Here is a 15,180-nt window from a genome sequence, read left to right on the forward strand (position 1 = left end):
GCACCTCCTGTCGGCATCGGCGTCGGGGGCGGCACCGGCCCCGACTTGTGCTCCGGCTCGGGGATCGGATGCGGCTGAGGGGTCGGCATCGTGGGTCACCGGGTCCAGGACGGCAGCGCGCGGACGGTGAGGACCACGGCGACGGCCGACCAGCCCGGGGCGCCGCCGAACAGCAGGACGTGGTCGCCCTCGTCGAGCTGTCCGGTGCGCAGCAGGTGGTCGAGGGCGATGAACTGGTCGCTGGCGGAGGCGTGTCCGATCCCGCAGCCGAACTCCCACTGCGACCGGGAGACGTCCAGGCCCAGCGGCTCCATGGCGCAGTTGCGGGTGGTGGCCTCGTCGCCGTTGGGCACCAGGACCCAGCGCAGGTCACCGCCTTCGAGCCCGGCCTCGTCCAGGGCGGCGAGCACGGTCTCGGAGCAGGCCTTCGCTATGCCGTCGGCGACGCTCGTCCCGCCGGTCTGCCGCACCCGCTCGTTGAACTGCTGGGCGCGTTCCACGGTGTCGATGCGGTGGCCCGTGGACCCGGTGGGCGGGAAGAGCGGTTCGTCGCCGCGGGCCATCGCCTCGAACTCCGGGTAGACCCGGGAGACGACCGCGTCCACCTGAGCGAAGCCGTCGGTGGGGCTGATGACCACGGAGCTGGCCGCGTCGGCGGCGATCACCCCCATCGGCCCGCTGTTCCACCGGTTGAACAGGGGTGAGCCGAAGTTGTCCGCCGTGGTCAGGAGGATGTCCGGGCGGTCCTCCGGCTGGTGCGTCAGCAGGCCGGCGGCCAGTTCGACGCCGGTGAGCATGCTGTTGCACCCGTTGCGGATCTCCGTGCCGCCGGCGCCGGTGATGCCCAGCTCCCGCATGACGTACGCCGTCGGCGACCACATCTCGGGGCCCTGGTAGAACGTCGAGCCGTGCAGGACGGTGCCGATGGCCGCGGTTCCTCCCGGGGAGCGGCTCAGCGCGGTCCGGGCGGCCCGCACGGCCATGTCGGGCGGTGCCTCGGGCCCGGCGACGAGCACGCCGCGCAGACCGCTCTCGGCGTGGACCGTGGCGTCGTACAGACCCGCGGCGACCGCCTCGGACACCGGGTAGGGCTCCGGCAGCCAGCAGCCCAGGCCGGCGAGGAAGACGTGGGCGGGCTTCATGTCGATGTGCCTCTTTTCTCGGTGAGTTCCCTGAGCCGTTCGACGGTCAGTGCGGACAGGTCCGGTACGGCGAGGTCGACCGGCTCCGTCGTGGGCGTGACCGAGACGGTGACGCACCCCGCGGCCCGGCCGGAGCGGAGCCCGGTGGGCGAGTCCTCCACGACGACGCAGTCGCCGGGCGCGACGCCGAGGCGGGCGGCGGCGGTGCGGTACGGCTCGGGGTGGGGTTTCGGGTGTGCGACCTCGTCGCCCGCCAGGGTCACGGCGAACTCGCCGGCCGCGAGGGAGGGCAGGACGGCGTCGACCAGCGCCCGGTAGGAGGACGACACCAGTGCGCACGGGACGCGGGCCCGCCGCAGCGACCGGAGCAGGCCGACGGCGCCGGGCAGCGGGCTGATCCCGAGCCGCAGCCGGTCCAGCATGCGGCCGCTGACCCGTGCGTACAGTTCCTCGGGGGTCAGCGGCGAGCGGGCGAGGCCGCACAACCGGGCGAGGTTCCCGGCGACGTCCCGTCCCCGCAGTTCCTCCGGGCGGATGGCCGGGGCCGGCACGCCCGCCGCGCCGAGGACGGCCGTCAGGGACTGGTGCAGCAGGGGTTCGGTGTCGACGAGCGTCCCGTCCAGGTCGAACAGCACCGCCCGGGGCGCGGTCAGAACAGGGCCCGGGAGTCGGGGGACACCTTCGTCCTGCCCAGCAGCGGGTGCCACAGGTGGCCGGGGTCGGCCTCGACCGCGGCGACGAACTCGCGCATCGCTGTCAGCGCGGCCGGTTCCTGCTCGTCGTAGACGTCGCCCTGGAGCAGTTTGAGGACGTCGATCCGGTAGCGGGGGTCCTGGACGAAGGCGGTGAAGAGGATGTTGAGGCGGTAGTAGAGGGAGATGAACTCGTACCAACTGGACACGCCGCGCCGCAGTTTCGTCACGTAGTTCTCGAAGCGGGCGGCCTTGAAGTCGCCGGCCTCGGCGGCGGCGATGATGTCGGCGCAGGCCAGCCGGGCGCTGTTCATGGCGACGCTGACCCCGCTGGAGAAGATGGGGTCGACGAACCGGGCGGCGTCGCCGATCATCACCATCGCGTCGTCGCACACCTTGGTCATGCCGTAGCTGTAGTCGCCCTCGGCCTTGAAGGGGCGGACCCGCTCGGTCTTCCGCAGCGCGTCGTGCAGCAGGGGCCGGCTGGCCACCGAGTCCCAGAAGAACCCTTCGAGGTCGCCGCTGCTCTCCTTGAACCGGGCCTTCTGGGTGACGACGCCGACCGAGGTGATCGTGTCGGTGATGGGGATCTGCCACACCCAGGTGTCGGTGAGCGGCAGGAAGTGGATGAAGATGTACTCGGCCTGGTTCTCGTCGTTGGCCAGGGCTTCCCGGTCGAGCCCTTCGAACCAGCTGTGCACGGCGTACTGGTTGAACACCGGGTCGGGCACCTTGACCTTGAGCTGCCGTCCCAGGAGCGTGCCGCGTCCGCTGGCGTCGACGACCATCCGTACCGCCACCTCGGCGGTGCCGCCGCCCACCGCGGTCTTCAGCACGGGACGGTCGGTGTCGGTGAAGTCGACGCCGCGCACCCGTACCCCGGAGTACACCTTCGCGCCGAGACTCTCCGCGTGTTTGAGCAGGATGTGGTCGAAGCGGCCCCGGTCGACGTGGAAGGTGTGGTCGCGGTCCACCCCGAGCTGGTCGCGTTCGTTGAACAGCACGTCGGCGGCGCCGAGGCCGTGGTCGTGGACCTGGAAGCCGAGCGGGTCCACGTCGTCCGCGTTGGCCGAGGTCCACGCGGCGCCGTACTTGCGCGGGAAGCCGGCCGCCTCGATCTTGTCCATGGCGCCGATCTCCAGCAGCACCGGTGTGGTCGCCGGCACCAGGGACTCACCCACGTGCTCCCGTGGGAAGAACGCGCCTTCGAAGACCGCGACCGACAGACCGGCCTTGGCGAGGTAGGACGCGGCGGTGGAGCCGGCCGGGCCGCCGCCGATGATGCCGATGTCGTAGTCGTGCGTCATCTGTTCTCCTGTCAGAGCAGCGTGGGAGCCAAGCGTCGCGGCGAGGCGTCGGAGGCGAGGGGGTGTCAGAGGGAGGCGGTCTGTGAGCGCAGGCGCAGGATCAGGTCGGTGATCGTCTCCAGGGTGCGGAAGTGTTCGCCGGTCATGTGGACGGGCGGCACCCGCACGCCGTAGGTGGTGCGGATGTGGGCCAGCAGGCGTGCGGTGCGCACCGAGTCCAGCACCCCTTGTTCCAGCAGTGGGCTGTCGGCGGTGATCTGGTCGGACGGCACGCCCGTCGCGAGGTCTTCGCGCACGTGGCGCAGCAGTTGGTCGAGCAGGGTCACGCGGTCCAGGTCCGTCATGGGTTCCTCCAGGTGTCACGGCCATGCCGACGCGTGTGCCACGAGGTAGGCCGTCGGCAGTTCCAGCGGGTGTCCGCCGGGGGTGTGTTCCGTGGTGTGCAGGGCGATGTCGCCGTCGGCGACGACGTCGAAGCCGTACTGCTCGAACAGCAGCCGCAGGCGCCCGTCGTGGGCGGGGGCGACGCGGGCGCCGAAGTCGAAGTGGGCGGCCAGTCCGGCCGTTTTCGGCAGGTGTGCGCCGCCGGCCAGCAGTTCGGCGACGTACCAGCCGGTGCGCTCGGTCAGCTCCTGGGCGAACAGGGTGCCCGTGCCGCCGAGCAGGCGTGCGATGGCCGTCAGCATCCTCCCCCGGTCGTCGGGGGCGAGCTGGTGCAGGACGCCGCGCAGGTAGACGTTGACGTCACCGAACTCGGCGTGCAGGGCGACGGCGGTGTCCTCGTCGAGGAGGTCGGCGCGGCGGTAGGTGACGTTGGGCGCCGGGTGCGAGGCGGCCGCCAGCGCCACCGCGGCCTCGGCGACGTCGACTCCGACGGCCCGGGGGAAGTGCCGGGCCAGCCACTGTGTCTGCCGTCCGCTGCCGCATCCGACGTCGAGCAGGGGCAGGGCCGGGTCGGCGTGGTCGCGGAAGAGCGGCAGGTGCCGTGCCGCGGTCAGCTCGGGCGAGGAGTCCCAGAGGGCCGCCCCGGGTTCGGCGGGCAGCGCCGACCAGAAGGCGTCCCAGGCCGCGGCGCCGGTCATACGTCCGCTCCTCGCGTCGTCGCCGTCGTCGCCGTCGTCGCCTGCTTCAGGCCGGCGGCGAGCGCGGCGCGGTCGGTCTTCCCGTTCGCGGTGCGGGGGAAGGCACCGACGGGGTGTACCTCGTCGATGGCCATGTACGGCGGCAGGAAGCGCGCGCAGTGCCGGCGCAGTTCGGTGAAGCCGGGGGCGCGGCCGGGCTCGGGGACCACGAAGGCGTGCAGGCGGGCGTCCGGGCCGGTGCCCACGACGATGACCGCGGCGTCGCGCACCGCCTCGTGGGCGACGAGTACGCCGGTGATCTCGGCCGGTTCGATGCGGTGGCCGCGGACCTTCGCCATGTCGTCGGTGCGGCCCCGGTACTCCAGCAGGCCGTCGGCGTCGTACCGGCCCAGGTCGCCGGTCCGGTACGGTCCGCTCTGCGGCGGACCGCCCCAGTAGCCGAGCATGACGGTGGGGCCGCTGACCACGATCTCGCCGTCGTCCAGTGTCACCGTGTTCCCGGCGACGGGTGTGCCGATCGGGACGGGGCCGGTGCGCGCGAGGTCGGCCGCGGTCACCTCGTAGGAGGTGCACACGTTGGTCTCGGTCGGCCCGTACCAGTTGAGCATGCGGACGGCGGGCCAGGCACGGCGGAGGTCCTTCAGCGGCTTCGGGGGAAACGGTTCACCGGCGAAGACGCACGCGCGCAGCGCTCCGGGGCCGCGCTCCAGCAGTTCGCCGTATGCGGCCATGAGCACCAGGGCGGACGGCACCGAGTACCAGACGGTGATGCGGCTCTCCAGCAGGAAGTCGACCAGGGGTTGGGCGGCCTGGGCGAGGGCCTCGCCGATGAGGTGGACGGACGCGCCGGCCCGGAAGGCCGCGTAGAGGTCGAAGACGGACAGGTCGAAGCTGAACGCGGCGTGGTTGGCCAGCCGGTCGGCCGGGGTGAGGGCCAGTTCGCGGCAGGCCCAGTCGACGAAGGCGAGCGCGTTGCCGTGGCTCAGGCAGACGCCCTTGGGTGTGCCCGTCGAGCCGGAGGTGTAGAGGATGTACGCCGGGTCGGACGGCCGGGCGTCGTGATGGGCGGGGGTGGCCGGGCCGTGTGCCGCGCTGTGGAGCAGGTCCGCGCAGGGGACGCAGGTCGTGCCGGGGACGCGGTCGGCGTGGTCGGTGACGATCAGTGCCGGGCGGGCGTCGGCGGCGATGCGGGACACTCGTTCCCGGGGGTTGTTCCGGGGGACGGGTACGTGGATCGCGCCGGACCGTAGGACCGCCTGGGCCACGGCCACCGCGTCGGCCGTCTTGTCGGTCCACACCAGGACGCGGTCGCCCGGCCGGACGCCGTGTGCGCGCAACGCGGTCAGGTAGGTGTCCGCGCGCTCGTCGAGTTCGCCGTAGGTGAGGGTGGTGGTCAGGTCGCGGACCGCCGGGGCACCGGGGGTGCGGGCGGCGGTGTCCGCCACCAGGGCGTGGAGGGACCGCGGCGGGGTCACAGTCCCATCTCCCGGGCGATCAGCTGTCGTTGGATGTCGGAGGTGCCGGAGAAGGTCGTCGCGGGCGCGGCGTCGCGCAGGTGCTCCTCGATGCCGTACTCGGTCAGGAAGGCGCGGCCGCCGAAGATCCGGCCGGCGTCGAGGGCCGTGGCGAGGGCGGCTTCGGAGACGGCCAGTTTCGCCAGGGCGACCCAGAGGGTGGAGTCCTCGCCGGCGTCGATCTCGGCGCAGGCCCGGTAGAGCAGCAGCCGTCCGCTCTCCAGCCGGAGTCTCATGTCGGCCAGCCGGTCCGCGACGGGCGGGAGGTCGGCGAGCCGTTTCCCTGACTGCTGTCGTTGCCGGGCGTGCCGGACGCACTGCCGGATGAGCCGTTCCTGCTGGCCGAGGTAGAGCGCGAACAGGCAGGACCGTTCCCACAGCATGGAGGTCTGGAACACCAGCTGGCCCTGGCCGGGGCTGCCCAGTACCCGGTCGTCCGGGACGAAGCACCGGGTGAACCGCACCTCGCTCGCCTGGCAGGCGGTCAGGCCGGACTTGTGCAGGGGCTCCCCCGCGGCCAGGCCGGGGGTGGCGCGGTCCACGGCGAAGGCGGTGGCGGCGAAGTAGCCGCCGTCCGGGTCGGTGGTCGCGTAGGTGACGTAGAGGTCGGCGACCGGGCCGTTGCTGACGAAGCTCTTGAGACCGTCGAGGAGGTAGCCGCCGTCGACTCTGGTGGCTCGGGTCGTCAGCCGGGAGATGTCCGATCCGGCGTCCGGTTCGGTCATGGCGTTGCCCGCGATCAGGTCACCCGAGCACAGGGCGGGCAGCAGCGTCTTCCGTGTCCGAGGGGACGCGAATTCCAGGACGGGTCTGACGCAGGCGAAGAGGTGGGCGGCCGCGGCGAAGAGCAGTCCGGTGTCCGCGCCGCCGTCGCTCGCCGCCTCGTAGAGGAGGGCCGTGTCGAGGGCGCCGTAGCCGGCTCCGCCGTATTCTGCCGGAACGGCCGCGCCCAATAATCCGAGGCCGGCCAGTTCTTTTCTGAGGTTCTCTCCGAACGTGGTGGTACCAGGCCCCGTGGTGAGTTCTCGCGCGGCTGCCCGCACCTGTGTGTACCGCTCCTGTTGTTCCGCACTCAGGGTGAAATCCATGAGACGCCTTTCAGGACGCGGCGGCCGGGCGGGCGGTGGACCAGTGCGGGGTGTCGATGATTTCGATCACGGCGCTGGCGATGTTCAGTCCGGGTCCGACCCCGAGCATCAGAAAATGGTCTCCGGGGCGTAATTCGCCGGTGAGGAGGAGCTGTTCGAGCGCCACTGTCTGGTCGCTGGCGCCGATATGGCCGACGGTACGTCCTTGTTCCCATGTGGAAAGGGACATGGGCAGGCCCAGCGGTAACATGGCGCGCCCTTCCACGCGTTCTCGTGACCCGTTGGCATAGGCGACGCGGGTCACGTCGTCCATGGTGATGCCGGCTTCTTCGAGTGTGCGGCTGACGAGTTCGTCCTGTGCGGCCACGAGTTTGAGGGGGCCGGCCGGGTCGCGGTCCGGGCCGTCCAGCCAGCGGTGCTTGGACTCGCCGAAGTCGAGCCGGCCCGCCCGGCCGGCTCCCGGGGGGAACAACGGCTCGGGCCCGCGGTGCATGGCCTCGTACTCGGGGAGCGTGACCGCGTTGACGGACTTGAGCCGGGCGAAACCCGCACGCCGGGTGAGGACGGCGGCCGAGCCGGCGTCGCCCATGACGAAGTGCGGGCTGAACCGCCAGCGTTCCAGCAGGTCGGAGGTGAAGTTGTCGCCGGAGGTGACCAGCGCGGCCTCGTGGTCGGGCGAGGCCATGAGGTGGCTCGCCGCCAGTTCCAGGGCGGAGAACATGCCCATGCAGCCCTGTCTGACCTCGGCGGCGGTGGCCTGGCCGGCGCCCGTGTGCCGTTGCACGTAGTACTGCGGACACCAGCCGTGCGGGCCTTGGTACCAGACGCTGACGTAGAGCAGCAGGCTGAGGGTTTCCGGGTTCTGTCCGGCCCGTTCGAGTGCTTGCCGGCAGGCCCGGGTGGCCATTTCGGGGGCGGGTACGTCGCCCGCGACCGTCACACTGGTGATTCCGTATTGCTCGGCGGCAGCCGGGTCGATCAGCCCTCGTTCCACCGCCCATCCGATGGGAACGCGGTCGGGCAGAAAGGACCCCAGGCCGCTGATCAGCACACCGGATATTTTCATGACCCACCCCGGATTCTCTCGGTCGCGTGCGGTGCATTGCTCAGTCAGGTCGATCGGGCAGGGTGATGCGGTGGAGCAGCGTGCTCGGACAAGGCCGTGAAACCCGCGAGGGAGAAGGGGATTGGAGAAAGAGGGGACAGGAAACGTGCAGTCTCGTCTGTGCGCCGACTCGCTCATATGCCGACCCGGAAAACCCGTCATGGTCCGACGGAGGGGTAACGGCATTCCTGGAATAAGGGTGCACTCAGTTCCGGTGTGAGTCAAGATGCCGACGTTAACATATGGGGCGGAAAGTGAATATTGGGGAACATGGGGCGGCGGAGCACGCGCGCTCGGCGATGCGGGGATCGCCGGCGGTCAGCACGGCGGGGGCGTTCGCCGGGCCCGTGGCCGTCATCACGCGCGGGGCGTGATGACCGGCGGTCGTCGGGTGCCGGGCGGCAACGGGCGCGGCACGCCCGGGCGTTGTACGGGCGCGGGCGGTTCCAACTCGCCGGGCGGGTTCAAGCGTGGTTCGCGGCCCGGCCCTTGACTGTGGGTACGGCACCCGGGGGGCGTGCGCCGTCTCGGTGGCCTGGGTGCCGGCCCGGTGCGGCCGGTGCCGGGCAGCCAACGGCGTCGCCCGTCCCGAGGCGGGCCGTTCGGACCCGCCGGTGTCCTCCACGGTTCTCCCCCGGTCCGAGCGGCTCCGCGGCGCCGGACCGGAGGCGCTCCGGCCCTCCGGGGAAACCCCTGACAACCTGATACGTGCCGCGGCCGTCGCCGCCCTCACGCTTGCTCCCCTGGCGCCTGGCCGTTCCGGTCTCCGCCTCCGGCGAGCAGGATCAGCATGAACAGGGCGAACGAGTGCCTGCCGTCCGGAGAGACCGTGTGCGGTTGGGCTCGTGTGGTCAGTGTGCTGGTCCGCTCTCGACGCCGCGTTCGCGACGGAGAGAGCAGTGCATGTTGTGATCCAGCGACGCTGTTGTGCTGTTGTGCTACCTGTCACTGCTCGGCTCGGCAGGCGAAGGGCCGGATGAGCACTTCCTCGGCGCTTGGCTACCCGGCCTGTCCATCGGGGCTCCCCATCGGGTAGCGCTCTTGGATCAAACGCTTCAGGTTCTCCCGCACGGTGTCCAACTGGGAGGTGGTGTCGGCCGTCTCCTGGATCATGAGGTCCAGCTGGTCGGCGCCGATCCCCTGCTTGAGGGCACGGTCGATCTTGTCGCGATGATCTTTCACCCAGTTGGAGCGGGCTTCCACCGCGGCCTCGAACCCGTCGAGCAGGTCGGCACAGTAGATGCGCATCAGACTGCGCAACGAGCGACGAGCGGCCTGGCGGCGCTTTGTGACGCTCCAACGCTGCGTCAAGGGGACCATAGGGGACATCACTGCATCAATGTCCCGCTGTGCCCACTCGATGTAGCCCGGCTTCAAAGGGATCCCCAGCACCTTTTTTCTCTTCGGCCCGGCGTTGGTCGCCCAAATCTCCTCCACCGTGACGCGGGTGAGGTGCTGGGATCTGAGGCGCTCAAGGGCCTGACCGGTCCTTCTCGCAGCCTCGCACCAGTCGCTCAGGATCTCGTGCAACTCCAGCAGCGCCTCGTGCATGTTCGGCCATGCCGGTGTGCTGGTAGCTCGGTCTGACACCTTGTGCAGTACGCTTCCTGCTGCTTTGGCGACGACTGTTGCTTCAGGGCCTACCATCATCAGGGATCGTCCCGCTCTCGCCCAGAGGACTGAAGTCCCGATCAGCGTAAGTTGGGTCCAGCCGCTAGTGGGACGATTCGCCTTTTCTGCGCCTCTGCCCAGGTCAGCTGCAGGTTCATCACGGGAGTTCGCGGTGTTGGAAGGCGGCTCACCCGGGTTGTCCCGGCGGCGATCTCACGGAGCCGAACAACTTCCTTGTGCTGGGCGGCGAGCCGGGCCAGGGCCTGGCCGCGAAAGTCGGTGAGCTCGTCGACCGTCTGCTCCGACTGGGCGAGCCGTTCCCGGAGCTTGATGTTTTCTGCCTTGAGCCGGGAGATCCGGGCCTCGCGAGGATCGGGGATCTCGTCGGCCTCGCGCACGACCCCCAGGCGCCGCTCGAACTCGATGCGCAGACAAGCGCAGGGACGCGTGCCGTAGAACGCGGTGCGGTCGACGCCTGCTTCGTGGGCGAGGGTCTTGATGTCGCACTCCCTCCGGGTGGGATCTTCGAAGGTGCCCTGGAGGGTGGGGCGCGTGGTGAACATGGGACCTCTCACCTCGCGGTTTCACGTGGGCCGGCCCGGACGACGGGCCCTGGGGAGAATCCGGAGAGCGGGCGTCAGGAACCTCCGCCTCCGTTCCCCGAAGGCCGTCGACGACCTCGCGCCCGCCCCGCCCCGCCTCCGGCAACAAGTGGGCCGCGGGGTGGTGCGGTTGTCATGCCTGGCCCAGCCGCCGGTCGAGTGCGGCACCGACACCGGGGCAGTTGCCTCGGACGACGTCGAGGAAGGCGCCCAGCGCCGGGGAGCGGTCCCGGGCGGCGAAGGACAGGAACAGGTCGGGCAGTGCCGTCCTGGGGGTCACCTCGCAGAACCGGATCCCCGGGCGCGGGGCCGACCGCATGCGCGAGGGCCCGAGGCCCACTCCGATTCCGCAGGCCGCCAGGCCCATGATCGTGTGTACGTCCCTGGCCACGGTGGCGCCGTCCAGCGCGGCGGCGTCCTCGCCCAGCAGGGCGCGCAGGCCGGTGGCGACAGCGGGCTCGTCGTCCCCGGCGGCCACGATCAGCGGCTGCCGTCGCAGCTGGTCCACGCTCACGGACGCCTGGCCCGCGTAGGGGTGGGCGCTGCCGACCACGGCGATCAGACGGTCGTGGCCGACCGGGACGGACACCAGGTGCTCGGCCCCGGCGCCGCGAGGCGGGCCGAGGGTGACGGCCACGTCCAGTTCTCCGGCGACGAGGGCGGCGGTGCTGCGGCGCGATGCCATCTCGTGCAGTTCCAGCCGTACGTCGGGCCGCTCGCGGCCGAACCGGCCCAGGACGTCCGGGAGCGGGTCGAGCAGGGCGGAGGCGATGAACCCCAGCCGCAGCCGGCCCGTCTCGCCGCGTGCCGCCCGGCCGGCGTCGACCGCGGCCGCCGCCATCTCGTCCAGCGCCCGCCGCGCCCGGGCGAGGAACGCCTCACCCGCGGCGGTCGGCAGCACGCCCTGGCGCGTCCGGTCGAACAGCCGCGCCCCGGTCTCCCGCTCCAGGTCGGCGATCTGTTTGGACAGCGGGGGCTGCGCGATACCCAGCGCGCGGGCCGCCCGGCCGAAGTGCCCGTGCTCGGCGAGGGCGAGCGCGTACCGCAGGTGCCGCGCTTCCATGCCTGCTCCCTCCATACCCGCGAAGTATCGCCGCCCACCCTGGCATATCTTCCCCTGGATCGGCCTGTCGCGGCCGATTGAGATGGGGCCATGACTTCCTCCGCTCCGCACGACACCGTCTTCGTCCTGGTCCACGGCGCCTGGCACGGCTCGTGGCAGTGGGCGGGGACGCAGCGGGCGCTCGCCGGTCTGGGTGCCGCGAGCGTCGCCGTCGACCTGCCCGGGCACGGCTTCGGCGCTCCCCTGCCCAGCGGCTACCTGCTGCCCGGCCGCCCCGGCCTGCTGACCGAGAGGTCGCGGCTCGCCGGCCTGACGATGGAGGACTGCGCCGACGCCGTCCTGGACACGCTGCGCCGGGTCCGCCGCTACGGCCGTGTCGTGCTCGTCGCGCACAGCGCGGGCGGCGGTCCCGCGTCGCTCGCCGCGGAGCGCGCGCCCGAGCTGGTCGACCGCGTCGTCTACGTCTCCGCCTTCGTCCCCGCCGGCCGCCCCCGGTTCTTCGACTACCTGAGCACATCCGAGAACGCCACCGCACGGGGGCAGGGCCTCCACCTCGGTGACCCCGAGGCGCTGGGCGCCCTGCGGATCGACCCGCTCTCGCCGGATCCGGACTACGTCGAGGAACTGCGGCAGACCCACTACCACGACACACCCGCCGACCGCTTCGACCGCTGGCGCTCCGCGCTGAGCCCCGATCTGCCGCTGGCGCTCCCGTCGGCCCCCGTTCCCCTGACCGCGGCACGATGGGGCCGTCTGCCGCGTACCTTCGTGCGCTGCGCGGACGACCGGGCGCTGCCGACGGCCGTGCAGGACCTGATGATCGCGGAGGCCGACCGGGCCATGCCGGGCGAGCCGTTCACCGTGCGTACCCTGCCGGGCAGCCACAGCCCGTTCGCCGCCCGCCCGCGGGAACTCGCCGAGGCGCTGGTCCGGTGACGCACGGGCCGCTTCCGGTCCGCAGCCGCCTGCCCCGGCACACCCGGCGGGGCCCCGGCGGCCTCCGGCCACGCGCCCGGCTCTCCCGCCGGTTCCCCCGCCAACTGTCCGGCCCGCACACGGAGATACATTCGCTCTCGCCGGTACCCACTTCCCGAAGCGACGAGGCCGTCATGAGCGATGACACCCCTGGGCCAGGACTGAAGATCGACACGTCCAAGCCGCACCCGGCCCGGATGTACGACTACTACCTGGGCGGCAAGGACAACTACCCGGTCGACGCGGAGGCCGCCGAACGCGTCCTGCAAGGGCTCCCGCACGGCCGCGGCCCCGCCCTCGCCAACCGGGCGTTCATGCACCGCGCCGTCCGCTTCCTGGCCGCGGAGGCCGGTGTGCGGCAGTTCCTCGACATCGGTACCGGCATCCCCACCAGTCCGAACCTGCACGAGGTCGCGCAGAGCACCGACCCCGCGGCCCGCGTGGTCTACGTCGACAACGACCCGATCGTCCTCGTCCACGCCCAGGCCCTGCTCCGCAGCGCGCCCGGGGGCTCCACCGACTACGTCCAGGCCGACGCCCGCGACCCCGCGACCATCATCGAGGCGGCGGCCCGCACCCTGGACCTGTCCCGGCCCGTCGGGCTGTCCCTGATCGCCCTGCTGCACTTCCTGCCCGACGACCACGCCTACGACACCGTCGACCGGCTCCTCGCGGCCCTCGCGCCCGGCAGCCACCTCGTGCTGTCCCACACCACCGCCGACTTCGACCCGGACAGCACCGCCCGCGCCCTCCAGGTCTACCGCGACCGCGGCGTCTTCCTCACCGTCCGCAGCCACACCGAGATCAGCCGGTTCTTCGCCGGACTGGAGCTGGTCGACCCGGGCCTGGTCCCCGGCGTCCAGTGGCGGCCCGAGCCCTCCCCGACCCCGCCCAGCAGCGGGCCCACGGACCTGTTCTACGCCGGCGTCGCCCGCAAGCCCTGACGATGACGACGGGTGCGGCGGCTCGGGGGCCGCCTCGCACCCCGTCAGTCCTTGCCACCGCCCTTGTCGTCGTCGACGACCTCCGCGTCCACCACCGCGTCGTCGTCGCCCTGTTCCCGCCGGGGCCCGGCGCCGTCGGCCGGCGGCTGCCCGGCTCGCGCGTACATCGCCTGGCCCATGCGCCGGCTGACGTCGGCGAGCCTGTCGACTCCGGCCCGCAGTTCGGCGGTGCCGGCCTGCCGTTCCAGCAGGGCCTTCAGGCCGGTGACGGCGGACTCGACGTCGGAGCGGGTGGCCTCCGGGACGCGGTCGCCGTTGTCCCGGACGAACGCCTCCGTCTGGTACACGAGCTGCTCGGCCTGGTTACGGGTCTCGGCGGCCTCGCGGCGCCTGCGGTCCTCGTCGGCGTACCGCTCGGCCTCCCGCATCATGCGGTCGATGTCCTCCTTGGGCAGCGCCGAGCCGCCGGTGACGGTCATCTTCTGCTCGCGGCCGGTGGCGAGGTCCTTGGCGGAGACGTGCATGATGCCGTTGGCGTCGATGTCGAAGGCCACCTCGATCTGCGGGACGCCGCGCGGGGCGGGCGGCAGGCCGGTGAGGTCGAAGACGCCGAGCTTCTTGTTGTAGGCGGCGATCTCGCGTTCGCCCTGGTAGACCTGGACTCCGACGGACGGCTGGTTGTCGGCGGCGGTCGTGAAGATCTCCGAACGCCGGGTCGGGATCGTGGTGTTGCGCTCGATGAGCTTGGTCATGATGCCGCCCTTGGTCTCGATGCCGAGGGACAGCGGGGTGACGTCGAGCAGCAGCACGTCCTTGACGTCGCCGCGCAGGACGCCCGCCTGGAGCGCGGCGCCGACCGCGACGACCTCGTCGGGGTTGACCCCCTTGTGCGGGTCCTTGCCGGTGAGTTCGCGCACCAGGCCGGTGACGGCGGGCATCCGGGTGGAGCCGCCGACCAGGATGACGTGGTCGACGGCGGAGAGCTCGACGCCGGCGTCCTGGACGGCCTGGTGGAAGGGGGCCCTGCAGCGGTCCAGGAGATCGGCGGTCAGCTCCTGGAACTGCGCGCGGGTCAGCTTCTCGTCCAGGTGGAGGGGGCCCTCGGCGGAGGCGGTGACGTAGGGCAGGCTGACAGTGGTCTCACTGGCCGAGGACAGTTCGATCTTGGCCCTCTCGGCGGCCTCGCGCAGCCGCTGCGCCGCCATCTTGTCCCGGCCGAGATCGATGCCGTACTGCCCTTCGAAGCGTTGGGCGAGATGACCGACGACCCGCTGGTCCCAGTCGTCGCCGCCGAGCAGGGTGTCGCCGTTGGTGGCCTTGACCTCGATGACGCCCTCGCCCATCTCCAGGAGCGACACGTCGAAGGTGCCGCCGCCGAGGTCGAAGACGAGGACCGTCTGGTCGTTCTCCCGGTCCAGGCCGTACGCCAGGGCCGCCGCCGTGGGCTCGTTGATGATCCGCAGCACCTTCAGGCCGGCGATCTCCCCGGCCTCCTTGGTCGCCTGCCGCTGGGGGTCGTCGAAGTAGGCGGGGACGGTGATCACGGCGTCGGTGACGTCCTCGCCGAGGTACGCCTCCGCGTCCCGCTTCAGCTTCTGGAGCACGCGCGCGGACAGTTCCTGCGCCCGGTAGCGGGTGCCGTCGATGTCACCCTGCTCGGGGAAGCGCCAGCCGGCGTCCCCCATGTGCCGTTTCACGGAGCGGGCGGTGCGCTCCACGTTGGTGACCGCCTGCCGTTTGGCGACCTCGCCGACCAGCACCTCGCCGTTCCTGGCGAAGGCCACCACCGAGGGCGTCGTCCGGGCACCCTCCGCGTTGGCGACGACGGTGGGCTCGCCGCCCTCCAGGACGGCCACCACCGAGTTGGTGGTCCCGAGGTCGATACCGACCGCACGTCCCATCGTTGTCCCCTTCCGTCAGGGGCCGTCAGGTTCCGTCAGGGCACTCACGGGCGCCTGCCACCTCCAGCCAAAAACTTGAGGGGGCCGTTGTCAACGCCGCGGCGGGTCCGCCGCGACGGCGCGCCGCCCCGTCACGCGCCCGCTCCCACGCGGC

14 protein-coding genes are annotated in these 15,180 nt (G+C 71.7%); 2 read left to right on the forward strand and 12 right to left on the reverse strand.

The genetic code is table 11. The features are described 5' to 3' along the window. Positions 1–95: 95 nt before the first annotated feature. The 11 genes from ACZ3IG_RS20490 to ACZ3IG_RS20540 form a co-directional block, all read right to left on the reverse strand. A complete protein-coding gene (locus tag ACZ3IG_RS20490; RefSeq protein WP_467433788.1) occupies positions 96–1,142 on the reverse strand; it encodes a ketoacyl-ACP synthase III family protein in 1,047 nt (348 codons plus the stop codon). After that, positions 1,139–1,777: an HAD family hydrolase gene (locus ACZ3IG_RS20495; RefSeq protein ID WP_467433789.1), complete on the reverse strand. Its 639-nt coding sequence runs from the start codon at positions 1,775–1,777 to the stop codon at positions 1,139–1,141. Before ACZ3IG_RS20495 ends, ACZ3IG_RS20490 begins: the two co-directional genes overlap by 4 nt. A 14-nt stretch (positions 1,778–1,791) precedes the next feature. After that, complete coding sequence (locus ACZ3IG_RS20500; protein WP_467433790.1) at positions 1,792–3,141, reverse strand: NAD(P)/FAD-dependent oxidoreductase; 1,350 nt, start codon at positions 3,139–3,141, stop codon at positions 1,792–1,794. Positions 3,142–3,206: 65 nt separating this feature from the next. Then, a complete protein-coding gene (locus ACZ3IG_RS20505; RefSeq protein WP_467433792.1) occupies positions 3,207–3,485 on the reverse strand; it encodes an acyl carrier protein in 279 nt (92 codons plus the stop codon). A 15-nt stretch (positions 3,486–3,500) separates the two neighbouring features. Next, positions 3,501–4,223 carry a methyltransferase domain-containing protein gene (locus ACZ3IG_RS20510; protein WP_467433793.1) on the reverse strand — a complete coding sequence of 241 codons (723 nt, stop codon included), beginning with the start codon at positions 4,221–4,223 and terminating at the stop codon, positions 3,501–3,503. Continuing rightward, positions 4,220–5,698 (reverse strand): AMP-binding protein, encoded by a 1,479-nt coding sequence (locus ACZ3IG_RS20515; RefSeq protein WP_467433794.1) that lies wholly within the window; start codon positions 5,696–5,698, stop codon positions 4,220–4,222. Before ACZ3IG_RS20515 ends, ACZ3IG_RS20510 begins: the two co-directional genes overlap by 4 nt. Next, positions 5,695–6,825 (reverse strand): acyl-CoA dehydrogenase family protein, encoded by a 1,131-nt coding sequence (locus tag ACZ3IG_RS20520; RefSeq protein WP_467433795.1) that lies wholly within the window; start codon positions 6,823–6,825, stop codon positions 5,695–5,697. The genes ACZ3IG_RS20515 and ACZ3IG_RS20520 overlap by 4 nt, the downstream gene beginning before the upstream one ends. A 10-nt stretch (positions 6,826–6,835) precedes the next feature. Continuing rightward, positions 6,836–7,876 carry a ketoacyl-ACP synthase III family protein gene (locus ACZ3IG_RS20525; RefSeq protein ID WP_467433796.1) on the reverse strand — a complete coding sequence of 347 codons (1,041 nt, stop codon included), beginning with the start codon at positions 7,874–7,876 and terminating at the stop codon, positions 6,836–6,838. Between the two features lie 1,053 nt (positions 7,877–8,929). Further along, entirely contained in the window at positions 8,930–9,481 is a 552-nt protein-coding gene (locus ACZ3IG_RS20530; RefSeq protein ID WP_467433797.1) for a hypothetical protein, read from the reverse strand. Positions 9,482–9,621: 140 nt separating this feature from the next. Continuing rightward, positions 9,622–10,104, reverse strand: coding sequence for a hypothetical protein (locus ACZ3IG_RS20535; RefSeq protein WP_467433798.1), 483 nt, complete (start codon positions 10,102–10,104; stop codon positions 9,622–9,624). A 172-nt stretch (positions 10,105–10,276) separates the two neighbouring features. Beyond that, a complete protein-coding gene (locus tag ACZ3IG_RS20540) occupies positions 10,277–11,206 on the reverse strand; it encodes a LysR family transcriptional regulator (RefSeq protein WP_467433799.1) in 930 nt (309 codons plus the stop codon). Between the two features lie 90 nt (positions 11,207–11,296). Between ACZ3IG_RS20540 and ACZ3IG_RS20545 the strand changes: the two genes are divergently transcribed. Then, the gene (locus ACZ3IG_RS20545; protein WP_467433800.1) at positions 11,297–12,142 is read left to right on the forward strand and encodes an alpha/beta fold hydrolase; all 846 of its coding nucleotides are present in this window, start codon (positions 11,297–11,299) and stop codon (positions 12,140–12,142) included. Positions 12,143–12,315: 173 nt separating this feature from the next. Beyond that, a complete protein-coding gene (locus ACZ3IG_RS20550) occupies positions 12,316–13,125 on the forward strand; it encodes an SAM-dependent methyltransferase (protein WP_467433802.1) in 810 nt (269 codons plus the stop codon). Between the two features lie 44 nt (positions 13,126–13,169). On the opposite strand, the gene dnaK is transcribed toward ACZ3IG_RS20550, so the two are convergent. Beyond that, a complete protein-coding gene (dnaK, locus tag ACZ3IG_RS20555) occupies positions 13,170–15,026 on the reverse strand; it encodes a molecular chaperone DnaK (RefSeq protein ID WP_467433803.1) in 1,857 nt (618 codons plus the stop codon). Positions 15,027–15,180: the final 154 nt, after the last annotated feature.

Source organism: Streptomyces sp. NPDC016677, from assembly GCF_055562815.1.